Origin of the sequence: Mesorhizobium sp. M0954, assembly GCF_040319155.1 — a bacterium.
Lineage (GTDB): Bacteria > Pseudomonadota > Alphaproteobacteria > Rhizobiales > Rhizobiaceae > Mesorhizobium.
In genome coordinates, this window is record NZ_JAMYNR010000002.1 from 328,288 (window position 1) to 351,390 (window position 23,103).

At 64.2% G+C, this 23,103-nt stretch carries 19 protein-coding genes and 2 pseudogenes; 11 read left to right on the forward strand and 10 right to left on the reverse strand.

Annotation, left to right across the window (positions count from 1 at the left end; translation table 11 throughout):
• Positions 1–64: 64 nt before the first annotated feature.
• The 3 genes from NKH93_RS04730 to NKH93_RS04740 all read left to right on the forward strand — a co-directional run bounded on the left by NKH93_RS04730 (position 65) and on the right by NKH93_RS04740 (position 2,241).
• Entirely contained in the window at positions 65–445 is a 381-nt protein-coding gene (locus NKH93_RS04730) for a type II toxin-antitoxin system TacA family antitoxin (RefSeq protein WP_352501975.1), read from the forward strand.
• Positions 442–945, forward strand: a complete 504-nt coding sequence (locus NKH93_RS04735) for a GNAT family N-acetyltransferase (protein ID WP_352501976.1) — start codon at positions 442–444, stop codon at positions 943–945. Before NKH93_RS04730 ends, NKH93_RS04735 begins: the two co-directional genes overlap by 4 nt.
• Positions 946–1,083: 138 nt before the next feature.
• Complete coding sequence (locus NKH93_RS04740; RefSeq protein ID WP_502893730.1) at positions 1,084–2,241, forward strand: glycoside hydrolase family 25 protein; 1,158 nt, start codon at positions 1,084–1,086, stop codon at positions 2,239–2,241.
• A gap of 20 nt (positions 2,242–2,261) precedes the next feature.
• Here NKH93_RS04740 and purD read toward each other — a convergent pair whose 3' ends face one another.
• Entirely contained in the window at positions 2,262–3,539 is a 1,278-nt protein-coding gene (purD, locus tag NKH93_RS04745) for a phosphoribosylamine--glycine ligase (RefSeq protein WP_352969356.1), read from the reverse strand.
• Between the two features lie 156 nt (positions 3,540–3,695).
• On the opposite strand from purD, the gene ubiA reads away from it, so the two are divergent.
• Positions 3,696–4,679 carry a 4-hydroxybenzoate octaprenyltransferase gene (gene ubiA, locus NKH93_RS04750; protein WP_352748796.1) on the forward strand — a complete coding sequence of 328 codons (984 nt, stop codon included), beginning with the start codon at positions 3,696–3,698 and terminating at the stop codon, positions 4,677–4,679.
• Between the two features lie 258 nt (positions 4,680–4,937).
• On the opposite strand, the gene NKH93_RS04755 is transcribed toward ubiA, so the two are convergent.
• From NKH93_RS04755 to NKH93_RS04765, 3 genes are all read right to left on the reverse strand, one after another.
• Positions 4,938–5,504, reverse strand: coding sequence for a DUF6101 family protein (locus tag NKH93_RS04755; RefSeq protein WP_023674094.1), 567 nt, complete (start codon positions 5,502–5,504; stop codon positions 4,938–4,940).
• 186 nt (positions 5,505–5,690) lie between these two features.
• Positions 5,691–7,121, reverse strand: a complete 1,431-nt coding sequence (locus tag NKH93_RS04760; RefSeq protein WP_352969358.1) for an FAD-binding oxidoreductase — start codon at positions 7,119–7,121, stop codon at positions 5,691–5,693.
• A gap of 18 nt (positions 7,122–7,139) precedes the next feature.
• Positions 7,140–8,120: an L-threonylcarbamoyladenylate synthase gene (locus NKH93_RS04765; protein ID WP_352969360.1), complete on the reverse strand. Its 981-nt coding sequence runs from the start codon at positions 8,118–8,120 to the stop codon at positions 7,140–7,142.
• Positions 8,121–8,279: 159 nt separating this feature from the next.
• Between NKH93_RS04765 and NKH93_RS04770 the strand changes: the two genes are divergently transcribed.
• A complete protein-coding gene (locus NKH93_RS04770; protein ID WP_352681134.1) occupies positions 8,280–8,711 on the forward strand; it encodes a hypothetical protein in 432 nt (143 codons plus the stop codon).
• A gap of 28 nt (positions 8,712–8,739) precedes the next feature.
• Here the strand turns inward: NKH93_RS04770 and glyS are convergent, their stop codons facing one another.
• The 4 genes and pseudogenes from glyS to NKH93_RS04790 form a co-directional block, all read right to left on the reverse strand.
• Positions 8,740–11,343: a glycine--tRNA ligase subunit beta gene (gene glyS, locus NKH93_RS04775; RefSeq protein WP_352969362.1), complete on the reverse strand. Its 2,604-nt coding sequence runs from the start codon at positions 11,341–11,343 to the stop codon at positions 8,740–8,742.
• A gap of 432 nt (positions 11,344–11,775) precedes the next feature.
• A pseudogene (locus NKH93_RS04780) lies at positions 11,776–11,958 on the reverse strand (glycine--tRNA ligase subunit alpha); the annotation flags it as partial.
• 147 nt (positions 11,959–12,105) lie between these two features.
• A pseudogene (locus NKH93_RS04785) lies at positions 12,106–12,819 on the reverse strand (glycine--tRNA ligase subunit alpha); the annotation flags it as partial.
• Positions 12,820–13,079: 260 nt separating this feature from the next.
• Positions 13,080–14,855: a tetratricopeptide repeat protein gene (locus NKH93_RS04790; protein ID WP_352851690.1), complete on the reverse strand. Its 1,776-nt coding sequence runs from the start codon at positions 14,853–14,855 to the stop codon at positions 13,080–13,082.
• A gap of 324 nt (positions 14,856–15,179) precedes the next feature.
• Here NKH93_RS04790 and NKH93_RS04795 point away from each other — a divergent pair, with 324 nt between their 5' ends.
• The 3 genes from NKH93_RS04795 (at position 15,180) to NKH93_RS04805 (ending at position 18,390) form a co-directional block, all read left to right on the forward strand.
• A complete protein-coding gene (locus NKH93_RS04795; protein ID WP_352969364.1) occupies positions 15,180–16,274 on the forward strand; it encodes a helix-turn-helix transcriptional regulator in 1,095 nt (364 codons plus the stop codon).
• A 405-nt stretch (positions 16,275–16,679) separates the two neighbouring features.
• Positions 16,680–17,747, forward strand: coding sequence for a YadA-like family protein (locus NKH93_RS04800; protein WP_352969464.1), 1,068 nt, complete (start codon positions 16,680–16,682; stop codon positions 17,745–17,747).
• A gap of 10 nt (positions 17,748–17,757) precedes the next feature.
• Positions 17,758–18,390, forward strand: coding sequence for a hypothetical protein (locus tag NKH93_RS04805; protein ID WP_352969366.1), 633 nt, complete (start codon positions 17,758–17,760; stop codon positions 18,388–18,390).
• A 19-nt stretch (positions 18,391–18,409) separates the two neighbouring features.
• Here NKH93_RS04805 and NKH93_RS04810 read toward each other — a convergent pair whose 3' ends face one another.
• On the reverse strand, positions 18,410–19,015 hold the full coding sequence (locus tag NKH93_RS04810; protein ID WP_352969368.1) for a TetR/AcrR family transcriptional regulator: 606 nt from the start codon (positions 19,013–19,015) through the stop codon (positions 18,410–18,412).
• A gap of 104 nt (positions 19,016–19,119) precedes the next feature.
• On the opposite strand from NKH93_RS04810, the gene NKH93_RS04815 reads away from it, so the two are divergent.
• Positions 19,120–20,553 carry an MFS transporter gene (locus NKH93_RS04815; RefSeq protein WP_352969370.1) on the forward strand — a complete coding sequence of 478 codons (1,434 nt, stop codon included), beginning with the start codon at positions 19,120–19,122 and terminating at the stop codon, positions 20,551–20,553.
• Between the two features lie 37 nt (positions 20,554–20,590).
• Here the strand turns inward: NKH93_RS04815 and NKH93_RS04820 are convergent, their stop codons facing one another.
• Positions 20,591–21,607: a polyprenyl synthetase family protein gene (locus NKH93_RS04820; protein ID WP_352969372.1), complete on the reverse strand. Its 1,017-nt coding sequence runs from the start codon at positions 21,605–21,607 to the stop codon at positions 20,591–20,593.
• A gap of 426 nt (positions 21,608–22,033) precedes the next feature.
• Between NKH93_RS04820 and NKH93_RS04825 the strand changes: the two genes are divergently transcribed.
• Together NKH93_RS04825 and NKH93_RS04830 are read left to right on the forward strand one after the other, a co-directional pair.
• Positions 22,034–22,258: a putative signal transducing protein gene (locus tag NKH93_RS04825; RefSeq protein ID WP_023674082.1), complete on the forward strand. Its 225-nt coding sequence runs from the start codon at positions 22,034–22,036 to the stop codon at positions 22,256–22,258.
• On the forward strand, positions 22,258–23,058 hold the full coding sequence (locus tag NKH93_RS04830; RefSeq protein WP_352969374.1) for a tRNA1(Val) (adenine(37)-N6)-methyltransferase: 801 nt from the start codon (positions 22,258–22,260) through the stop codon (positions 23,056–23,058). Before NKH93_RS04825 ends, NKH93_RS04830 begins: the two co-directional genes overlap by 1 nt.
• The last annotated feature ends 45 nt before the right edge of the window (positions 23,059–23,103 follow it).

Here is a 23,103-nt window from a genome sequence, read left to right on the forward strand (position 1 = left end):
TGCCGACGCTCCCCGTCCACCTCGTTTTACGTAAACGTCAAACTTTGTCACGCGGATTTTGCAGTTGCTGGCTCGTCTGCAAAATTATTTAGAGCCGGACGACGCACTTGATTTGTACGGCTATTTCCCGTACAAGGCAGTATCAGGGGTGACGATAATGCCAAACCAACAGACCCGCACCGCCCGTCTCGAAGCCCGTATTTCGCCGGATATGCTGGACGTGGTGAAACGTGCCGCCGAAATCCAGGGCCGCAGCGTCAGCGACTTCGTGGTCGCCGCCGCTCAAGAGGCGGCCCAGCGTACTATCGAGAACACCACCATCATGCGTATCTCCATCGAAGATCAGCGCGCCATGATGGAGGCGATTCTCAATCCGCCCGAGCCTAATGAGGCACTGCGCAAAGCTGCCGACGCCCACAAACGGCTGGTCGTCGAAACCCGGTGACTTTCGCCGTCATTATCGAACCGCTCGGCGGATCGCATGATCGCAAGGCGTTCAGCTGCGGGGTACCGGCGCTCGACCGCTACATTCGGGAGCAAGCCAGCCAGGATGTCAAACGCCGAGTCGGCAATTGCTTCGTTGCCGTGGATCGCGATGGCGGCGCGATCGCCGGATATTACACTTTGGCGGCGTCGAGCATACCAATCGCGTCCTTGCCTGACGAACAGACAAAACATCTGCCACGCTACCCGGTTCTGCCCGCGATATTGGTCGGCAGGCTGGCCGTCGATGCCCGATACCAGCGGCGGCGGGTCGGGTCGGCGCTGATCGTGGATGCGCTACGACGTAGCGTTAGCGCTGCCCCAGCAGCCTTCGCGTTGATTGTCGATGCCAAGGATGACCAGGCGGTCGCGTATTATCGCAGGCATGGCTTCACCTCGTTTCAGAGCCGCCCGCTATCACTGTTCCTGCCCATAGCAACAGCGTTGAAGCTATTTGGCTGACAATCGCAACCATCGCTTTGCTCTTGAGGAGCACCAAGGATCGCTTCTCCAGCGCTCCAACTCGCCCACTCGGCACCCGAAGCATTTCCTTAACCATGGCGGTTCAGGATTTGGCTTTGGCCAGCAAGGATCTGCTGTTTGAAAACGCCGGCGCGCCCCCTTGTCCGCTCAGCGCTTCTCCTTGTCGCGGCCGCGATGACCCTGATGCTGACGCCGGCAAAGGCCTCGGATTTCTCCGAACCGTGGAAGGATGCCGACCGGGCGCTGGTCGTCGACGCCTACGAATACAATTCCATCGACTGGACCAGGCTTGCCACCGACAAGCGTCTTGTCGGCTTCATCAACAAGGCATCCGACGGAATGCCGCCACCCTATTTCTGTTTCGGCGACGAGACCGAGACGCGGCTGTGCAAGACGCTTTGGAAGCGCCATGCGGTGGCGCGTGAGCTGTTCCAGACGCGCAAGGTTGTGGCCAAGGCGCTTGGCTTGAAATGGGGCGCCTATCACCTCGCCCGCCCCGGCAACCCGGTCGGCCAGGCCAATCATTTCATCGAGTTCGCCGAACCCGGGCCGGACGACCTGCTTGCCCTCGACATCGAGGACGACGACCCGACGCAGTGGATGTCGCTGGACGACGCCGAAGAATTCGTCCGCCAGGTGCATCGGCGGCTTGGCCGCTTTCCGGTGCTCTACACCAACGGCACGACCGCCCGGCACATCGCCGACAACAGATACAAATACCAGCTGCTGTCGCGGCTGCCGCTGTGGTATGCGCGCTACAAGCCCGACATCGGCGTGCATTTTCCGATGGGCAACTGGCAGGGTTATGCGCTCTGGCAGTTTTCGGCGCGAGCAAATTGCGGCCGGTTCCGCTGCCCTTACAGGGTCGCGGGCACACCCAACGATATCGACGTCAGCGTCGCGCCGATGAACGCCACGGAATTGAGCGCGCAGTGGCCGTTCGGCGGCCTGATCGACGTGCAGCCGGATTATCTCACCTCGATACCGGTGCCGCTCTCACGCGAGGCGGGGCTCGCCGGCGGCACCATCACTTACGCCAGCGTGACGCCAGCAAGCTTCGAGGAGATGGTCGCGGTATTCAGGGCGCGCCTGGCCAGGTTCAGCAGCGGCTTTCAAATGGCTGCGGTGAAGGCGGCGCCGGCCCTGCCGCGCGGGATTGCCGAATATGTCGCCTGGACGCGAAACGAAAAGCGTGCGGCATCGGTGCCAGGATTTGTCTCCACCGCCGATGCGGTCAGCAGCGTCTCGACCGAATTCGACCACGGCTTGCGCTGAGGCCGAAGGCCGCCCGAGCATCAGTCCGCCTGCTCGCGCGCCACCGCCAGCCAGCCAATGTCGCGGCGGCAAAAGCCTTGCGGCCAGTCGATCCGCTCGAGCGCGGCGTAAGCCTTCTTCTGCGCCTCGCCGACCGTGCGGCCGGTCGCCGTGATGTTGAGCACGCGACCGCCATTGGCGACGAGTGCGCTGCCGTTGATGGCGGTGCCGGCATGAAATATCTCGACGCCCTCACCCGCCGCCGCCTCGACGCCGCGGATGACCGAGCCCCTTTCCGGCGTGCCGGGATAACCCCTGGCTGCCATCACCACGGTGAGCGCCGCCTCGTCGCGCCAGCGCACCGAGGTGTGCGCCAGCTGGCCGTCGGCTGCTGCGTTGAGCAGGACGAGCAGATCGTCCTTCAGCCGCATCATCAGCACCTGGCATTCCGGGTCGCCGAAACGGGTGTTGTATTCGATCAGCTTCGGCCCGCTGTCAGTGATCATCAGCCCAGCAAACAGCACGCCGGAAAACGGAGCGCCTGTTTCAGCCATGCCGCGCATGGTCGGCTCGACGATCTCGCGCATGGTTCGGTCGATCATTTCCGGCGTCATCACCGGCGCCGGCGAATAGGCGCCCATGCCGCCGGTGTTCGGGCCGGTGTCGCCGTCACTGAGGCGCTTGTGGTCCTGCGCGGTGCCGAAGGGCAGCGCGGTGGTGCCGTCGCACAGGCAGAAGAAACTTGCTTCTTCGCCGACGAGAAACTCCTCGACCACCACTTCCGCGCCGGCCTGGCCGAAGGAACCGTCAAAACAGGCGTCGAGCGCGGCCAGCGCCTCATCAAGCGTCATGGCGACGGTGACGCCCTTGCCGGCAGCGAGGCCGTCGGCCTTGATGACGATCGGCGCACCCGTCTTCTCGACATAGGTCCTGGCCGAAGCCAGATCGTCGAAGCGGCCATAGGCGGCGGTCGGGATGCCGTATCTGGCGCAGAGGTCCTTGGTGAAACCTTTCGAGCCTTCCAGCCGTGCCGCTGCCTTTGACGGTCCGAAGACGCGGATGCCCTCGGCGCGCAGGTCGTCGGCAATGCCGGCGACCAGCGGCCCTTCCGGCCCGACCACGACGAGGCCTATTTCATTCTCGAGGCAAAACCGGGCAACCGCCGTGTGATCCGCAATATCGAGCCTCACCAGCTCGGCTTCGCGGCCGATGCCCGGATTGCCTGGCACCGCGTAGAGTTTGGTCAGCAGCGGCGACGCCGCGATCTTCCAGGCAAGCGCATGCTCTCGTCCGCCGGAGCCGATCAGCAAAACACGCATGCCCAGATTCCTTGCCATTTCACGACCAGGACTGCGCTATTGCGCCGCGCGCGACGGGTCAAGACATTTGGCTGCCGAAGCGCCGATTGCGCGTGGCGAGCGTGCGGGGGCTGCTTGACGCTTGACGGCATTCGCCTCTGCTGCCACTCCAGCAAAATGGAAACCGTCCAGTCGAAAGCGGCCCAGGGCCGCGTCGCCGATGCGCCGAGCGGCCACTGGGTCTATCGCGTGCTGCCGCGGCGGTTGTGGCCCTATGCGCAGCTTGCCCGGTGGGACCGGCCGATCGGCTGGCAATTGCTGCTGTGGCCATGCTGGTGGTCGGCTGCGCTTGCCGCGAGCGCCTATCCGCGTCCGACGGACCCGCTTCTCTCTCTGCTGCCGTCGCCGTGGTATCTGCTGCTGTTTTTTCTTGGCGCCTTCGCCATGCGCGGCGCCGGCTGCACCTACAATGATTTGGTCGACGAGGACATCGACAACCAGGTGGAACGCACGCGCTCGCGGCCGCTGCCGGCCGGCAAGGTCACGCGCCGGCAGGCCTGGATGTTTGTTGTCGTGCAGGCACTGGTCGGCCTTGCCGTGCTTTTGCAGTTCAACAGCTTCGCCATCTTGCTCGGCATCGGCTCGCTGGTCATCGTCGCCGTCTACCCGTTCATGAAGCGGTACACCAATTGGCCGCAACTCGTTCTCGGCCTTGCCTTTTCCTGGGGAGCGCTGATGGGATGGGCGGTCGAGTTCGGCGATCTCGATGGGCCGGCAATCATGCTCTATATCGGCTCGATCCTGTGGGTGATCGGCTATGACACGATCTATGCGCATCAGGACAAGGAAGACGACGCCATCGTCGGCGTGCGCTCGACGGCGCGCCTGTTCGGCGACAATACCAAGGCTTGGCTGGCCGGGCTTTATGGCGGGGCGCTGGTCTGCTTCGCCATCGCCTTTGCCTCGGCACAGGCACCGGTGCCTGCACTTGCCGGGCTGATCGCCGCCGGCGCGCATCTGGCGCGGCAGATCGGCGTGCTCGACATCGACGATCCGGACCAGTGCCTGAGACTGTTCAGATCGAACAACCAGGTCGGCTGGCTGATCTTCCTCGGCCTGATCGGCGGCGCGGTCTGGGTGGCGCTGAAGCCGCTGGTTTAAGAGCCAGCGGTATCGATTCGGCAGCTGCGGAATCGACCTTTCTCCAACTGCTTATGCCGCCCCTCATCGCCCTGCCGGGCACTTCTCCCGGTATAGTGACGAGGAGAAGCACGCCTTCGCAACGGATTTCGCCAATCTCAAGCGTTTGCAGAAAGAGTGCCGAAATTGCGGCCAGTGTCGCTTCTCCCCGTCACTATACGGGGAGAAGGTGGCGGCAGCCGGATGAGGGGCAGCGCCAACTTGCAAGCTGATTTCAATCTACTCCCGCGAAATAAGCTCTTCGCCGCCGATGACCAGCCTGAGGCCGAGGTCGCCGGCGCGGCGGCGGGCGAGGAAGCGCGGGCGGCGCATGGTCGAGACGCGACCCTTGCGGCGGTCCTGCGCCGGCAGCGCCTTGATGGCGGCGCCGAGCGATTCTTCCAGCGTGCGGGCGATGCCGTCGGCCTCGATCAGCAGCATCGGCAGGCGGTAGGCGTCGGCCCAGGCGCGCCAGTCGGCGGCGACGTCGTCGAGATCGTCGGCGACCAGCAGCGGCACCGACAGCATCGGGTCATTGTGCAGAAGCTCAAGCGTCACTGTGACATTGCCATCCGGATCCTCCATCGCGCGGGCGGCGACGCCGCGAAACGCGTTGGCGGGCAGAGCGATGATCGCCGGCACGCCGCTCATCTCCAGCGTGCGGCGGATAACCGCGCCGCGCTGGTCGATGGTGAAGGTAACGTCGCCATAGTCGTCGCGGGTGGCGTAGCTCACCACCTGCGGCAGGCGGAATGGGTCGAGGCGCATATTGCGGCCGGCCCAGACTGGCTTCAGTCCAGTGTTCATATCGTGCCTTTCCTGTTTCTCCTGAGAGCCGGTGTTTCCGGTTCTCCGGGCCGGTTTTCCCAGCCTCGTTTGTGGAGAAACATTAGCGCGGGCTTCTTATCCTCGCGCTTAAGAAAGTCGGTTAAATTTTGCTGATCCGGGGCGGATGGTTATCGGAATGCCAACCGGCACAGGCCGGCGAAAGGATCAGATAACCTTACCCGGATTCATGATGCCGGCCGGATCGAAGGCGGCCCTCACCCTGCGCATCAGCTCGATCGCCATCGGCGGCGCCGTCGCGATCAATTCGTCCCGCTTCAACTGGCCGATGCCGTGCTCGGCCGAGATCGAGCCATGAAACGCGCGCACGACGTCGTGCACGGCCTTGTTCATGACGTGGTAAAGGCCGAGAAACGCCTCGTCATCGCCGTCGGCCGGCCGGGAGATGTTATAGTGCAGGTTCCCGTCGCCCATGTGGCCGAAGCAGACGACGCGCGCGCCGGGACTGACCGATTGCACGACGACGGCGGCCTTTTCAATGAAGGGCGGGATTGACGCCACCGGCACCGAGATGTCGTGCTTGATCGAGGCACCTTCCGGTTTCTGCGCCTCGGGCAGCACCTCGCGGAAATTCCAGAACGCATCGCCCTGGGCCATGCTTGCCGCGATCACCGCATCGCCGACGATCCCTTGCTCGAGGCCTGCCTCCAGCACCTCCTCGATCAGCGCCCTTGCGTCGTCGGCCGAACGGCCCGACGAGATCTGCATCAGCACATACCACGGCCAATCGCCGGCAAGCGGCCGCACCACGCCTTGTGCGTGGGCAAGCGTGAAGTCGTAGGGCCTCTGGCCGATCAGCTCGAAGGCGGTGAGCGCTGCCCCTGCACGGTCCATCGCCAGGCTGAACAGCGACAATGCCGCCTCCGGCGATGACAGGCCGGCAAACGCCACCTCGCGCCCCTTGGGCTTGGGGAACAGCTTGAGCACGGCGGCGGTGATGATGCCGAGCGTGCCTTCCGCGCCGACGAACAGGTTCTTCAGATCGTAACCGGTATTGTCTTTTTTCAGCTTGCGCAGATCGTCGAACACTTCACCGGTCGGCAGCACCACTTCGACGCCGAGGCAGAGCTCGCGCGCATTGCCGTAGGCAAGCACGCCGGTGCCGCCGGCGTTGGAGGAGAGATTGCCGCCGATCTGGCAGGAGCCTTGCGCGGCAAGCGACAGCGGAAACAGCCGGTCGGCGGCATCGGCCGCTTCCTGCAGCGTCTGCAGGATGACGCCGGTTTCGACCGTCACCGTGTTGGACAGTGTATCGATCTCGCGGATGCGGTTCAGCCGCGACAGCGACAGCACGATCTCGCGGCCGGATGCGTCCGGCACCTGGGCGCCGACCAGCCCGGTGTTGCCGCTTTGCGGCACGATGGGCGTGCCGGTTTCGGTCGCCAGCCGCATGATGCTGCTGACCTCCTCGACGGTCCCCGGCCTCAGCACCAAAGCCGTCCTGCCGTGCCAAAGTCCGCGCCGCTCGGTGAGGTAAGGCGCGATGTCCCGCTGATCGCGCAGCGCATATTTGTCGCCGACGATTGCCGCAAAGCGGGCGACGACGGCGGGGTCGAGATCGGGGGAAATGTCGTTCATGGGTGGAAACTATGGTGCTCAATCCATCTTGTCACGCGGGGCGATCTTGTCACGCGGGGCGGCGGCGCGCGAAAGCCGGTCGTTGATCGCCTCGCCCAGCCCTTCGAACGGGATCGGCTCGACGGCGATGGTTTTGGCGCCACTGTCATCGAGATCCTGCAGATGGGCGAAGAGATTGCTTGCCGCCTCGCGCAGGTCGCCGGTCTCCGACAAGTTGCGCAGGGCGGCTGCATCGCGCCAGCCTTCGGCACGGCGGCGGCCGAAGGCCAGCAAGGCTTCCCCCGGTGCGACCTCCGCAGCATTGAGCCGCACCGCCGCACCTGGCGCATAGTGCGAGGCGAGCATGCCGGGCGCCTCGACGACCGAAGCGCCGCGCAGCAACTTTGACCCGGCCACCGCTTCGATCTCTTCGGCGGCAATGCCGCCCGGCCGCAGCAGCCGCAGCTTTCCAGCTTCAACCTTGACAATGGTCGATTCCAGCCCGACCGGCGTCGCGCCGCCATCGACGACAAGCTTGATCCGGGGACCGAGATCGGCGGCCACGGCATCGGCCGTCGTGGCGCTGATCCTGCCCGAGGAATTGGCGCTGGGCGCCGCCAGCGCGCGGCCGAACCTGGCGATCAGCTCGCCGCCAAAGCCTTTCGGCATGCGCAGCGCGATCGTTTCCAGACCGGCGGTGACCAGCGGATGAATGCCGTTGCCGGGCCGTTGCGGCAGCACCAGCGTCAGCGGCCCCGGCCAGAATGCCTGCGCCAATCTTTCCGACAGCGGATCGAACAGCGCGATGCGCTCGGCCATCGCCGGGTCGGCTATGTGGGCGATCAGCGGGTTGAAGCGAGGGCGGCCCTTGGCTTCGAAGATACGAGCCACGGCAACGCCATTGGTCGCGTCGCCGGCCAGCCCATAGACGGTCTCGGTCGGGATGGCGACGACATCGCCGCTCTCGAGCAGCGCCAACGCCCTTTCCATCGCCTCGCCGACGGCACGAATTTCAGCCACTGTCGTCACCTCACGGATGCGGGTGCCTAATACGCTGACGCCGACGGAGCAAGTCCGGGCGTAGGCGAATCGCAAATCGCTAAAATGCTCTGTTTCCCCGCAAGCCGGCATCAACTGCCCTCGGCTACGGTGCCGTCTTGTTGGGCAAGGGGAATTATCATGCTTTCGATGCGTATCGTTGGAGCGCTTGGTCTGGCGTTTATGGCCGGCACGGCACAGGCCTCATCGCTCGTTTTTCTCGGGCAAACCACGGCGACGCCTTCGGTTGTAAGTGCCGGCGCGCTCGAACGGGCGAAAACACCGTCGATCGTCGCGCTCGGCGAGAAGTTGCCTGACGTCAATGAAAACGTCGCCGATGAAAAGGTCGCGGCGATCCCGAGCCAGCCGAGTCATGGCTTCGACGGAAGTCCGATGATCATTCGCGGCGGTATCGTCGGCGATGCCTTTGCAACGCCCGCGCCCAAGGCCGCGCCGGCCACCGCTGCCGCGCCCGCCGCGGACAGCAAGGCCGACCCAAAGGTCGCCAGCAAAACCCCTGAACCAGCTGCGCAGCAGCCTGCGCCGCTAGCAGCTCCCGACCAGCCGAAATAGCGCCACAAGCGATGATTTTTCCCGGACGTCAGCCGGCTATCTTGGAGAAATCCGCGACCCGGTCGGTCGCCGCGCGGATGCGGGCGAGCAATGCCAGGCGATTGGCACGCACGGCCTGGTCCTCATCGTTTACCAGGACTTTCTCAAAGAATGAATCAACCGGCTCGCGCAACACGCTAAGCGCCAGCATGGCGGCGGAAAAGTCTTCGTTTTGAATTGCTTCGCCGGCTTGCTTCTCGGCCTGATTGACTGCGGCGTACAAGGTTTTTTCGGCGCCCTCCCGGAACAGCGCCGGCTCAACACGGTCGGCGATCGTCGTGTTCTTCTTCTCCTCGGCAGCCACGATGTTGGCAGCGCGCTTGGTGCCGGCAAGCAGGTTCCTGCCGTCCTCGCTGTCGAGGAAGGAGCCAAGCGCTTCGACGCGGCGGACGATTTGCAGGAGGTCGTCGTTGGACGATTGGCCGATCTCCCCCCTAGAGGGGGAGATGCCCGGCAGGGCAGAGGGGGGCGCGACAGAATGAGAGGCTGGCGGGACAGCGCCCCCCTCTGTCGGCTGCGCCGACATCTCCCCCTCTAGGGGGGAGATCGGGCGCGAACCTGCCGCCAGAACCGCGTCGATCAGATCATGCCGCGCGCCCTGATCGCGGAGATAGACTTTCAGGCGGTCGTGGAAGAAGGACAGGAGATCGGCAATTATCTCAGACGCGGAATGGTCCGGTAATTCGACGCCGCGTATTTCCGAGGACAGCGAACCTGCCCGTTCACTGATCAAATCGTCGGCTGATCCAACGCCAGTAGTGAAATCGCCCTCGTCGTCCGCTCGCCAAACCACCGAAAACCGATTGCCGCGATTGAAGGTAAGCCCGAACAGCGAGTTTAAAAACTGGCGCTGGAGCGGCAGTCTCACCCCGTTCTCGACCAAAGTCCTGACCACTCCCAGCGCCGCTCTTCTGAGCGCATAGGGGTCCTTCGATCCGGTCGGCTTCTCATCGATGGCCCAGAACCCAACCAGCGTATCGAGCTTGTCTGAGAGCGCCACGGCCACCGATACCGGATCGGTCGGCACGCGGTCGGACGGGCCCTGCGGCTTGTAGTGTTCCTCGATCGCCGCGGCGACGGAAGGATGCTCGCCCTGCAGCAGCGCGTATTTGCGGCCCATGGCGCCTTGCAGTTCCGGGAACTCGCCAACCACTTCGGTGGTGAGGTCGGCCTTGGCGAGGACGGCAGCGCGGCGCGCCAGCGCGGTAATCTCCCCCCTCGAGGGGGAGATGTCACCGAAGGCGACAGAGGGGGTCATCTCGCGTGGAGCGCCAACTTCCTCTTGCTTCGAAACGTCAGGTCGCGTCGCGCCAGCCGAGGCGACCCCCTCTGGCCTGCCGGCCATCTCCCCCTCAAGGGGGGAGATTGAACTCGCCACGAGCGGTGCCAGTTCTTCCGCCAGCCTGGCAATCCGCTCCACCCGCTCGCCTTGCGTGCCGAGCTTGGCATGAAACGTTACATTGAGGTGGTCGAGGCGGGCCATGCGCTGGTCGAGCGGTTTTTCTAGATCAAGCCCGAACTTTTCCGCCGATGCCTGCAGCTGGTCGAGATCCGGCAGGTCGCCCTGGTCGGTCTTCCAGAAATAGAGCGCGTCGGACAGGCGCGCGCGCACCACCTTGCCATTGCCATGGGCGATCTCCTTGCCGCCATCCTTGGCCTCGATATTGGCGGTCAGGATAAAGCGGTTGGAAAGCTCTTCGCCCGCGCCATGTGGCCGCGTCACGAAGCACTTCTGGTTGGCGCGGATGGTGAGCCGGATTACCTCGGCCGGAATGGCGAGAAAATCCTGCTCGAATTCGCCCATCAGCACGACAGGCCATTCGACCAGGCCCGACACTTCCTCCAGCAGCCCCTCGTCCTCGACGAGGTCGAGCCCGCTGGCGAAGGCGAGGTTCCTGGCATCGGCAAGGATGATCTCTTTGCGCCTGTCGGCATCGAGCACGACCTTGGCCGCCTCAAGCCTGGCGACATAATCGTCGAAGCGGCGCACCGTGATGGCGCCAGGCGCATGGAAACGGTGGCCGTAAGTGATATTGCCTGAGCGGATGCCGTCGATCTCGAAATCGACGACCACCGGCTCCTCGGTTTCGGGGCCGAAGGTGCACAGGATCGATTGCAGCGGCCGCACCCAGCGCAGCGAGCCGGGCTTGGCCGAAGCCGGCCCCCAGCGCATCGATTTCGGCCAGGGGAAGTTGCGGATGATGCCCGGCACCAGCTCGGCGATGATCTGCTCCGCCGGCCTGCCCGGCCTGGAAATATGGGCGACGTAGAAGTCGCCCTTCTTCGGATCGGAATGCACATGCGCCTCGGCAATCGAGGCAAGGCCGGCCTTGCGCAGAAAACCCTGCACCGCCGGCTCGGGCGCCTTGGTCGAGGGACCCTTGATCTCCTCGCTGATGTCCTTCGAGCGCGCGGTCAGGCCGCGAATGTCGAGCGTCAACCGGCGCGGCGTCCAATATTCGCGCGCCGCCTCATAGGTCAGCCCGGCTTCGACCAGCCCGTCGGTCAAAAGCTTCCTGAGATCGCCGGCAGCCTTGCGCTGCATGCGGGCGGGAATCTCTTCCGAACGGAGTTCTAAAAGCAGGTCGGGCATCGAAGGAACTCATGGACAAAAATAGCCGCCGCTTCGCGGCGACCTCCCCCATCGAGGGGGAGGTAAGCGGGGGCATAGCAACTCGGCTGGCCGCTGTCACCCTTCCCCGCTCGATCGGGACGTCTAACGGCGATTTCCGAAAAAATTCAGCCGCCTGTCGGACACGCGCCGGTCCGCCCGTCCTTGGATCAAAGATTTCCCTGAACCGAACGCAGCGCTGAAGCGACCAACGCTCAGGCAGAGAGCTATTGGCTGACCGACCATGAGAACGGCATCGACATTCCTGCAGATCCTCGCGCTCAGCGCCTGTTTTACAGCGCAGGTGCACGGCACGTTCTCGATGCCCGGCGTCAGGCAAGCGCTGCGGACAATAGCCGGTGCAAGCGGCCTAGGCACGTTGCCAATCAGCACTCCTGCCGAATTCGCCCTGAGCTAGGCCGCCAGCCCGCCCGCCTGCGTCAGCAGAAACGCCTCGCCGCAGGCTTTGGCCAGATTGCGCACCCGCAAAATATAACTCTGGCGCTCGGTGACCGAAATCACGCCGCGTGCGTCGAGCAGATTGAAGACGTGGCTGGCCTTGATGCACTGGTCGTAGGCGGGGAAGACCATGCGGTGGTATCCCTCCCCCTTGAGCGGAAGGTGGCCAGACAAGGTCTGGCCGGGAGGGGTCGCCCGTGCAGTGCTCGACGCCTGACCTGCAGTGCCTTCTGAGGTGACCCCCTCTGCCCGCTTCGCGGGCATCTCCCCCTCAAGGGGGGAGACAGGCGCGCCGGCTTCGAGCAGCGCCTTGCACTCGGCTTCGGCGTCCTGGAAATGCCTGAGCAGCATTGCGGTGTTGGCAAATTCGAAATTATGGCGCGAATATTCCTGCTCGGCCTGCAGGAAGACGTCGCCATAGGTCACCTTGTCGGCGCCTTCGCGGCCGTTGAAGTTGAGGTCGTAGACATTGTCGATGCCCTGCACATACATGGCCAGCCGTTCCAGCCCGTAAGTGAGCTCGCCCGCCACCGGGGAGCATTCGATGCCGCAGACCTGCTGGAAATAGGTGAACTGCGAGACCTCCATGCCGTCGCACCAGCACTCCCAGCCCAGCCCCCAGGCGCCCAGCGTCGGGCTTTCCCAGTCGTCCTCGACGAAGCGGATGTCATGCAGCAGCGGATCGATGCCGATCGCGGCCAGCGAGCCGAGATAAAGCTCCTGCAGATTGGGCGGATTGGGCTTCAGGATCACCTGGTATTGGTAATAGTGCTGCAGCCGGTTCGGGTTCTCGCCATAGCGGCCGTCCTTGGGGCGGCGCGAGGGCTGGACATAGGCCGCGTTCCAGCGTTTTGGACCGAGCGCGCGCAACGTCGTTGCCGGATGGAATGTGCCGGCGCCGACTTCCATGTCGTAAGGCTGAAGGACGACGCAGCCATAGTCCGCCCAATAATTATGCAACGTCAGGATCAGCCCCTGGAACGAGCGGCTGGGGTGCATGTGGGCAGGAATGGTCACGGCGGCCTCGGCGGGAAAGGCGGGATGCCGGCACGTCCTAGATGCCTGGCCAGCAAGCGTCAAGGCAGAGGGGGTCAGGCCTTTGAAGGTGTTCCCTTCTCCCCTTGTGGGAGAAGGTGGCCGAGCGAAGCTCGGTCGGATGAGGGGTGTTCCAGCCCGACGGCAATCCGTCCGACACCCCTCAACCGTCTCGGCGCTGCGCGCCGATCCACCTTCTCCCACAAGGGGAGAAGGAAGAAGGGTCACCCCTTAGGGGCGGGCGCCGGCAAGGGCTTTACGTTCGGGGTTTCCTGCGCCGTGTTGGATTCGATCGGCGGCAGGCCTTTCATCAGCTTTTGCTGCAAGGCGGCAAGCACATCCGGGTCCGGCTTCAGGTCGCGGGCCTGGTTCCACTGGAAGGTGGCTTCCAGCTTGCGGCCGACGCGCCAGTAAGCGTCGCCGAGGTGATCGTTGAGCACCGGATCCTCCGGCTTCAACGAAACGGCGCGTTCCATTTCGCGCACTGCATCGTCGAACTGGCCAAGGCGGTAATAGGCCCAGCCCAGCGAATCGACGATGTAGCCGTCGCTCGGCCTCAGGTCGACGGCCTTCTGGATCATCGCGAGGCCTTCCTTGAGGTTCATGTTCTTGTCGACCCAGGAATAGCCGAGATAGTTCAGAACCTGCGGCTGGTCGGGGTAGAGCTCCAGCGCCTTGCGGAAATTCGGCTCGGCCTTCGGCCATTCCTTCAGCCGCTCATAGGCGATGCCGCGCTGGTAGAAAATGTTCCAGTTGGCGGCGGTCGGCGTCTTCAGCACCTCGACCGCCTTGTCGTAAAGATTGGCGGCGGAGCGGAAATCCTCCTTCGAGGAATAGACGCCGCCGAGCGCCAGGTAGGCGCGCATGTCGTCTGGATGCGCATCGACGATGGCCTTGAGGTGAGCGATCGCCTCGTCGTTGCGGTCGAGATCGGCAAGGTTGAGGCCAAGCTGCAGGTCCGAAAGCTGCTTCAGCGGCGAGCCGGCGGGAATGCGGCGATAGAGCGCGATGGCGCCCTCGCCGTCTTTCAACTGCTCGGCAACGGCGGCAAGCTGAACGAGCGCCGCGTCGTTGTCGGGCCGCAGCGCCAGGGCATATTGCAGATAAAGCCGCACGAACGGCTCGCCGCCGCCGCGGTTGAGCGCGGTGGCGAGATCGAGCAGGATTTCCGAGGCGCCGTCCGACGGACCGGCAACGAAGGGCTCGATCTTTTCGCCCTTGTTGATCTTGTCGCGAAGGGCTGCAATCTCGACCTTGCCGGGCGCAAACGCCTCGGCTTTGTCGAGCACCGACAGCGCCTTGGCCTTGTCGCCTTTGCGGGCGAGGAAAGAGGCGTAGGCCTGCGCGTTGCGCATCCATGTTTCCGGGGCCGCACCGCCGGCGGCCGTGTCCTGCACGGTGGCGGTATAGAGCGCATCCGCCCTGTCGGGCAGGCCGGAGGCGTCGGCAATCAAGGCGCGGTGGAAGGACTTGAACAGGCTGAACCAGTCGGGGCCTTGCAGCTTGTCGATGGAAGCCATGGCCTCGCCGGCGTCACCCGCACCCTGCTTGGCCCAGCCGGTCATGACGCCGGAGATCAGCCGGTCGAGATCGGATTCGAGCGACAGCTTGAGCCAGTATTCGGCCTTGGAGAAATCCTTCTTGTGGAAGGAATCGATGGCCAGCGCCAGGCGCGAGAAGCGCTCGACATCGGGAACCGCCTTGAGCTTGTCGGCATAGACCAGGGATTCATCGAAGCGCCCCTGCGCGATCAGCGACAGCATCAGGCTCTGCTGCAGTCCCGTATCGTTCGGATCGAAGGCAAGCGCCTGCTTGTAATAGGAAATGGCGCTGTCGAGGTCGTTGTCGCCGTCGGCAATCCTGGCGGCGAGATAGGCCCCCGAGAAGGATGTGATCCTGACCGGCTCGGCGGTCTGTTTGGCATGCGCCGGCAAAGCCGAGATCGCCATGCCCGTCGCGATTGCCAGCCCCGTCAGCCAGCGCGCATATCCTTGCCGCATCATATCCCTTTCAGCCAAACGCCATCTCCGCGTCAGCGGGATCGCCGTAGACTCGATCTTTACAGGTAAAGCATGGCCTTTTTGGGGTCGTGCTTCAACCCGGCCCGAATTCACAATCGGGTCAAGCAATTAATAAACCATGCCGAAAGGGCCTGAACTGCGACTCTTGACCGCGTGGCGTCCGCTTTGGCGGTGCCTGCGCGGCGCTATTTCCCGACGCCGTAAGCGATCCATAAGCGCCAGCGGTTGAAAGCTTCCGCCATGCAACCTTGCGTGGCAAGATGCCCGCTCAGTTCTTGCCTCGCCAGCCGTCAGGGGGTGCCGATGCTGGAAATGCCGCGAAACGAAGAAGCCTTCGCCATCGTCGACCGTATCTACGAAGCCGCATTCGCAGCCGAGCTGTGGCCGGATGCCTTGGAGGCGACCAGCGCGGTCTCGCGCTCGGCAAGCGGCGCGATCTTCATGATCAGCGATCATTCGCCGCTTCGCGCCATCGGCGAGGCGCGGGCCGAACCCTTGATCGACGCTTTCATGGCCGATTGGACATTTTCCGAAAGCGTGCAGCGCATGTGCAGCACCCAGCCGGCAAGCTTTGTGCGGGTCGACGACTTCATGACCGGCGATGAGATCGAGCGGGACCCGATCTATGCGTGGGCAAGAGATTTCGGCGTCGGATCGCCCGTCTGCACGTCGATTCCCATGCCGAGCGGAGAGCTTGTGCTGTTCGTTTTCCAGCGCTGGCTGAAGGACGGCAAGTACGATCAAGCGGCGATCGACCTGCTGAACGGACTGCGTCCGCATCTGGCGCGGGCCGGCCTTGTCGCCGGGCGGCTCGGTCTGGAGCGGGCCAGGACCGCCGTGTCCATTCTGAGCGAGATCGAGCTGCCGGCGGCAGTCATGAGCGGATCGGGCCGCGTGCTGACGGTCAACCGCCTGCTGGAAGATATGAAGGACGTCTTCATCCCCCAGGCCGGCGGCGGCATGGTGCTTGCGGACCTGTCTGCAAACGCGCTTTTCCAGCAAGCCATCATGCACAACGCCGACCATCGCGTTGTGCGGTCCATCCCTGTCCCAGCCGTCGAGGGGCGGCCTGCGCTGATCGTACACCTTTTGCCGTTGCGCCGTGCCGCACATGACATCTTTTCGGGCGCGGATATCCTTGTCGCGGCAACTGCCGTCAGCGTCAGCGCGACGGTGCCGTCGCCCGATATCCTTTCGGGCCTGTTCGACTTGACGCCGGCGGAAGCCCGGCTTGCGGTTGTGCTTGCCACCGGCCGGTCCGTGCAGGAAGCCGCCCTCGAAATCGGTATCGCCGTCAAATCGGCCCGTACTTATCTCGAGCGAATTTTTCGGAAAACCGGAACCAGTCGCCAAAGCCAGCTCGTGGCGCTGCTGACGAGCGCGCGGCCGTTTTCGTGATTTCGGTCAGTCAACCGGCCCGACGTTGCAAGATTGCAACACCCAGGACTGAAAACGCTGCAAGAACAGGGGGAATGCCGCGAAGTGTAGGCATTTGCCGACTGTCCGGCCGTTGCCGGCTTCATGCATGGTCCATCTCATCGGGAGCTTTGCGATCGGCCGGCGCCGTTCTGGAAAGAAGGGGATAATTCGATGAAGAGCCGTGTTGTAGAAGGCTTTGAGTGGTCGGCTGCATTGGGGGCTGCCGGCATCCTGATGTCGTCCCGCGTGCCGGTTCGCGGGGCCGGAGCTTGGGTGATAGCCGCGGCAGCCGGCCTGGTGGCCCTCGCGCCGACTCCGGCGGCTGCGTTTGTGTGTGAAGATATAAATTATGGCGCAGATGGCGCCGGGGCTTCGCCCACCGGTATGGCATGCGGAACTATCGCCCAAGCTGCGGGCGGATCCTCGACGGCGGTCGGCGGTAGAGCCGTTTCTGATGGAGACCTTAGTACCGCTCTTGGCGATGATGCGTGGGCCGGGGGAATCTCGGGTCCCATCAACCATAACAATGCAAGCACGACGGCTATCGGCGCCCGTGCTCAGGCTGGTGCGGGAGGCCCTAACCAGGCCAACGCTACCGCTCTTGGCGCCTCGGCCAAGGCGAATGCGGTGAATGCCACCGCCCTCGGCACCGGTGCGACGGCCAATTTTGCCGATTCAGTCGCCGTAGGCCAAGGTGTGGCCACGACACGCGCCAATCAGGTGGCTATCGGCAACAGCAGTGCCACCTACACTCTGTCGGGCATCAACAGCGCAGCCAGCAGGGAGGCCCAGAGCGGACCGAAATACCTGGTGACGTCCGACGCCGCGGGCAATCTGGCGACCGCTTCCGTGAACATCGACGAACTCGAAGGACTGGCCGACGACGTTGCAGCCCATACCACCCAGATCGCCTCGCTCAACACCACGGTAAGCAGCCACGCGATGCAGCTTGCCGATCACGAGACGCGCATTGTCAACAACACCAACCAGATCAACGCGCTCAACACGACGGTCGGCGATCATACGATCCAGCTTGCCGATCACGAGGCGCGTATCACCAACAATACCAACACGCTCAACCTGCACACCGCGCAGATTTTCAGCCTCGACAGTCGCACCACGATCAACGAGGCTAACATCGCCCTGCTCGACGGCCGCGTCAGCGCGCTGGAGGGCGGGTTGCAGAACCTTGGCGAGCAGGTCAGCGAAAACCGCTCGGAAGCCCGCGCCGGAACGGCGCTTGCGCTGGCGACGGCGGGATTGCGTTACGACGACAGGCCCGGCAAATTGTCGCTGGCCGGCGGCTTTGGCCATTTCAAGGGCCAGTCGGGCCTGGCGCTCGGCCTTGGCTATAGCACGAGCCTGGATTTCCGCCTCAACGCCGCCGTGTCGGCCTCCACCAACCGTGGCGATGTCGGCGTCAGCGTCGGCGCATCGTGGACACTCAACTGATGCAGCGGGCATGACCTCAATCTTGCCGGGATCGGTGCGGCCGACGGGCAGAATGTTGCTGGCCGCCTTGGTGCTGACGGCAGCCGTTCCGCAGCTTGTCCAGCCTGCCCTGGCGCAAACGTCGAAAATCCAGAAATCGGCCAAGCCCCAGGCGCCGAAGCCGGCCAATATCGACCGCAACGGCGTGCTGATCCTGGTGCGCGGCTCGCTGCTGGCGCTCGACCATGCCAACAAGACGGGGAATTACACGGTGCTGCGCGATCTCGGCGCGCCGGGCTTCCAGACCAACAATGCGGCCAAGCTTGCCGAGATCTTCGCCAGCCACCGCAATGACGGCATCGACCTCGGCGGCGTCGCGGTGCTGGAGCCGCAATTGACGCTGCTGCCGCAGATCGAGTCCAACGGCATGTTGCATATGGCCGGTTTCTTTCCCTCGGTGCCGATGCAGGTCAATTTCGAGCTGTTGTTTGCGCCGGTCGAACGGCAATGGAAGGTGTTCGGCATCTCGGTCGCGCTCAGCAAGGCCGGCCCCGAAGCGCCGGCGACGGAGCCGCAACCGCCAAAGCCTGTCGCCACCGAAATACCCGACCCGCCGACGCCGGCGATCAATCCCAGAAGGGCCGCCGAACAAGCCGGCAAGTGAGGCATCACGGCCCTGAAACTCAGGACGTTTGCGAAAGGCTTGCGTCGAGCGCCTGCATGGCGACGGTGACAAGATCGTGCAGCCGCTTTTTCGGCACGCCGTCGCGTGCCTGCACCGAAAGGCCGTGCAGCAGCGTGGCGTAATAATCCCCCAACGTCTCGGCGTCGGTGTCCGGCTTCAATTCGCCATCGCGCACCGCCTGCTTCAACCGCTCGACGATCGATGCGGTACGCGCCATCCGATGCTCCGCCAGCCATTGCAGCACGGCGTCATTTTCGACGGCGCAATTGGTCGCGGCCGTCACCACCATGCAGCCCTGCGGCTGCCCCGGCCGCGTATAGATTTCGACGGCGTCGCGAAGCATGCGCTCGATGACGCGCCGGACATTTGGTTCTTCCTGCAGTGCGCGTGTGGCGAAGCCGCCCTCATTGGCCTCGTAAAGTGCCACCGCTTCGCGAAACAGATCCTCCTTCGAGCCGAAGGCGGCATAGATGCGCGCCGATGCGAGACCAAGCGCCGATACGAGATCGGCCATCGAGGTGCCCTCGTAGCCGCGTCTCCAGAAAGCGTCGCGGGCTTTCTCCAGCGCCTGGTCGCGGTCGAACTCCCTTGGCCTTCCCGCCATGGCGGTCTCCAATTTTTGTCGATCAACAAATAATCCGCTTGACTTCGGATTGCAAATCTCAATTCTTTGTCGATCATTAAATAATTGTCGACAAGGAGACCGGCATGAGTTCACTGGATCAAGGCGCGCCGCTCGGGGCGATAACGCAGGGAGCAAGCAGGGCGAAACATGGCGCAACGCTGGCGCTGCTCGCCTTCGCGCAGCTCATCATCTCGCTCGACCTCAACATAGTCTTCGTGGCGTTGCCGGAGATCGGCGCCGGCCTCGGATTTTCAGGCCAGACCCTGCAGTGGGTGGTCAGCGCCTACACCGTCTTCACCGGCGGCTTCCTGCTGTTCGGCGGCCGGGCCGCCGACCTGATCGGCCAGCGCCGCGTCTTCATCTTCGCGCTCTGGCTCTACGCGCTCTCATCTCTGGTCGGCGGCCTCGCCTGGTCGCCGGAAATCATCATCGCGGCCCGCGCCGTGCAAGGCATCGGCGCCGCGTTCCTGTTTCCTGCGACGTTGTCGCTGATCAACCGCCTGTTCGCCGAGGGACCGGAACGCAACCGGGCGCTCGCCGTCTGGGGCGGCGCGGGCGCCAGCGGCCTGACGCTCGGTTCGCTTGCCGGCGGGTTTCTGACCAGCGCCTTCGGCTGGCCGTCGGTCTTCTACGTCAACGTGCTGTTGGCCGGGATCGCCATCATCGCGGCTTTCGCCATCATCCCGCGCGATCGCAAGCGGCACGAGCAGCGCAGCTTCGATCTGCCGGGCGCGCTGACCGTCACCGCAGGCGCGACGCTGCTTGTCTTCACCCTGGTTCAGGGGCCCGAATATGGCTGGGGCTCTGGCGCAATCATCGTCAGCGCAGCACTGGCGGCATTCTTCCTGATCGCCTTCACCGTGATCGAGGCCAACAGCGCCGACCCGCTGATGCCGCTGCGCCTGTTCCACAACCGCAGCCTCGTCGCCGGCATGACGATAACCTTCCTCTACATGGGCACTTTCGGCGCGCTGCCCTACTTCCTCACCGTGCTGCTGCAGAACGTGCACGGCTTCACTGCCTTGCAGACGGGCCTCGCCTTTCTCGTGCCGTCGGTCGCCATCGCCACCGGCACGCAACTCGGCGAGCGTCTGGCAACGCGCTTTTCGACGCGCAGCACCCTGGTCGGCGGCATGATCGTCGGCGCGGTCGGCACAGCATTGATGGTATCAGGCGCGACTGCCGACAGCAGCTATCTGCCCCTCGTACCCGGCCTGATCGTCTCCGGCGTCGGACAAGGCATCGTCTGGACCGCAATGTGGATTGCCGCCGCTTCCGGCGTTGCCCATGACCAGCAAGGCGTCGCCTCGGGGATGGCTTCGACGACGCTCAATGTCGGCAACGCCATCGGCATGGCCGTGCTGATTGCGATTGCGAACAGCCAAATCGGCGAATTGTCCGGCGATGCGTTGAAAATTGCCGTCGCCGACGGCATCCAGGTTGCCTTCCGGCTCGCGGCGGGCGGCATCGTCGTCAGCCTGCTGGCAGCAATGGTGCTTCCGGCAAAGGCGCGATGAGAACAGGCGGCGTCCCGGCCTCGCGCCGCGACGCCTGTCAATTCACCCGGCTGATGCAGAAATCGATGACGTCGATCAGTGCAGACTTCTGCGGCGTCGCCTCGAGCGGCGCCAGCGCGTCGCGGGCTATCTCGCCGAAATGGCGGGCGCGCCCGATGGTGTCGGCAATCGCCCCGTGGCGGAGCATCAGGCCGATGGCCTTTTCCAGCCCGGCATCGTCGGCGGCATTGTCCTCGATGGCGCGTTTCCAGAAGCTGCGCTCGGCCTTGGTGCCGCGCCGATAGGCGAGGATCACCGGCAGCGTCACCTTGCCCTCGCGGAAATCGTCGCCGACATTCTTGCCGAGATCCTTGCTGGTGCCGCCGTAATCCAGCGCGTCATCGATCAGCTGGAAGGCAAGGCCGAGATTCATGCCGTAGGAGCGAAGTGCTGCGCGATCATTGCGCGTCGCCTGGGCGATGACCGGGCCGACCTCGGCGGCAGCGGAGAACAACGCCGCGGTCTTGGCCTTGATCACCGCGAAATGCTCGTCCTCGGTGGTCTCGAGGTTTTTGGCGGCGGCAAGCTGCATCACCTCGCCTTCGGCGATGATCGAAGCAGCGCTCGACAGGATGTCGAGCGCTTCCAGCGAGGCGACATCGACCATCATGCGAAAGGCCTGGCCGAGCAGGAAATCGCCGACCAGAACACTGGCCTGGTTGCCCCAGATCATACGCGCCGTCTTCTTGCCGCGCCGCATGCCGCTTTCGTCGACGACGTCGTCGTGGAGAAGTGTCGCGGTATGCATGAATTCGACCGATGTGGCGAGCTTGACATGGCCGTCGCCGGAATAGCCGAACATCTGAGCGGCGGCGAGCGTCAGCATCGGCCGCAGCCGTTTGCCGCCCGACGAGATCAGATGGTTGGCAATCTCCGGGATCATCTCGACATCGGAGCCGGCCTTCGACAGGATCAATTTGTTGACGCGCCCCATGTCGGCCGCGGTCAGGTCGATGAGGTCCTTTATCGAGGCGGCTTCGCGCTTCCCGTTTTCAATGTTGAGAACGACACCCACGGCAAAACTCCCAACCTCGATATGCACGACGGCAACATGGTCCCTGGACAGACTCTAGGGTGTCACCCACCGGCGCGGCAAGAGGCGAATTGGCGCGCCGGCTCTGGTACATGATCACGCCTACGTTTACATCAACGCCGCAAACTGCGAGTTTAGGGCCATGATCTATCGATATGATCGAAATGGTGTGAGGCCATCTGTCCGGATACGCGGAGCGAAGGCGCAGGAAGCCATTCGGCTTTCAAGTCCTTCGCGACAAAGTAGCCGGGCAGATGGACCACATCCTCCGGACGCCGAAACGGCTGCAAGCTGCGTCGTCGAACCGCTCGGCCGGGGGAAAGACCCCGACGTTCACGCTTCTCCTCGCATCTTCTTGCCGTTTCAGGCGCCATTTCGACCATATCGATAGATCATGGCCCTAATCCGATGATAGAGCTCATCCGCACCAACGACGCCGTCATCATTTCGTTTGTCGAATCGCTGATGCGCGATGCCGGCATCGGCTGTTTCGTCGCCGACCAGAATATGAGCGTCCTCGACGGCTCGATCGGCATCCTGCCCCGCCGTGTCATGGTGGATGCCGACAAGGCCGATGCGGCGCGGCGCATCCTGACGGATGCCGGCATCGCTAACGAGATCCGCCAAAAATAATGTCCGCGTCGCCCGCTGCCCTTGTCCCGGACATGCCGGCTCATACGGTCGATGCCTTCCATCGCGGTCGCTTCTGGCTGGTGCAGCCGAGAAAGGCGGGCCACCGCGCCGGCATGGATGCGATGATGCTGGCGGCTGCCGTGCCGTCCTCGTTCGCCGGGCGGCTTGCCGACTTTGGCGCGGGTGCCGGTGCCGCCGGCCTGGCGGTCCTGTCGCGCTGCCCCGCTGCAGAGGCCGTGCTCGTCGAGCGTTCCCCGGAAATGGCGGCCTTCGCCACAACCACGCTTGCCCATCCCGGCAATGCACATCTCAGCGACCGCGCCTCGGTGCTCGTCGCCGATGTCGCGCGGTCGGGCCGGGCGCGAGCGGCCGCCGGCCTCGAGGACAACAGCTTCGATTTCGTCATCATGAACCCGCCGTTCAATGCCGCCGAGGATCGCGCGACGCCCGATCCGCTGAGAAAGGCCGCGCATGTCTCGGAGGACGGGCTTTTCGACAGCTGGATCCGCAGCGCGGCCGCGGTGGTCAGGCCGGGCGGCGGGCTGGCCGTCATCGCCCGGCCGGAACAGCTCGGCGCCATCCTCGATGCCATCGCCGGCCGCTTCGGCGATGCCGAGATGCTGGCCGTCCATCCTCGCCCCGAAGCGGCGGCGATCCGCATCGTCGTCCGGGCAGCACTCGGCGCACGCGGCAAACTGTCGATCCAGCCACCGCTGATGCTGCATGCCTATTCAGGCAATGGCCCTTCGGAGCGGGCAGAGCTGATCAATAACGGGCTGGCGTCGCTTTTCGGAGACTGATCCATTCTGATTGCCGGGGTGACGGCATTGCCGTTGGCCGGCGAA

Excerpts from the sequence above, each read along its gene's own strand:
- NKH93_RS04760 (WP_352969358.1), bottom strand. The coding sequence starts at position 7,121 with ATGAACGACATTTCCCCCGATCTCGACCCCGCCGTCGTCGCCCGCTTT.
- NKH93_RS04795 (WP_352969364.1), top strand. The coding sequence starts at position 15,180 with ATGCTGGAAATGCCGCGAAACGAAGAAGCCTTCGCCATCGTCGACCGT.
- NKH93_RS04755 (WP_023674094.1), bottom strand. The coding sequence starts at position 5,504 with ATGAACACTGGACTGAAGCCAGTCTGGGCCGGCCGCAATATGCGCCTC.
- NKH93_RS04815 (WP_352969370.1), top strand. The coding sequence starts at position 19,120 with ATGAGTTCACTGGATCAAGGCGCGCCGCTCGGGGCGATAACGCAGGGA.
- glyS (WP_352969362.1), bottom strand. The coding sequence starts at position 11,343 with ATGCCCGACCTGCTTTTAGAACTCCGTTCGGAAGAGATTCCCGCCCGC.
- NKH93_RS04810 (WP_352969368.1), bottom strand. The coding sequence starts at position 19,015 with ATGGCGGGAAGGCCAAGGGAGTTCGACCGCGACCAGGCGCTGGAGAAA.
- NKH93_RS04800 (WP_352969464.1), top strand. The coding sequence starts at position 16,680 with ATGGCATGCGGAACTATCGCCCAAGCTGCGGGCGGATCCTCGACGGCG.
- NKH93_RS04790 (WP_352851690.1), bottom strand. The coding sequence starts at position 14,855 with ATGCGGCAAGGATATGCGCGCTGGCTGACGGGGCTGGCAATCGCGACG.
- NKH93_RS04825 (WP_023674082.1), top strand. The coding sequence starts at position 22,034 with ATGATAGAGCTCATCCGCACCAACGACGCCGTCATCATTTCGTTTGTC.
- NKH93_RS04805 (WP_352969366.1), top strand. The coding sequence starts at position 17,758 with ATGACCTCAATCTTGCCGGGATCGGTGCGGCCGACGGGCAGAATGTTG.
- ubiA (WP_352748796.1), top strand. The coding sequence starts at position 3,696 with ATGGAAACCGTCCAGTCGAAAGCGGCCCAGGGCCGCGTCGCCGATGCG.
- NKH93_RS04770 (WP_352681134.1), top strand. The coding sequence starts at position 8,280 with ATGCTTTCGATGCGTATCGTTGGAGCGCTTGGTCTGGCGTTTATGGCC.
- NKH93_RS04830 (WP_352969374.1), top strand. The coding sequence starts at position 22,258 with ATGTCCGCGTCGCCCGCTGCCCTTGTCCCGGACATGCCGGCTCATACG.
- purD (WP_352969356.1), bottom strand. The coding sequence starts at position 3,539 with ATGCGTGTTTTGCTGATCGGCTCCGGCGGACGAGAGCATGCGCTTGCC.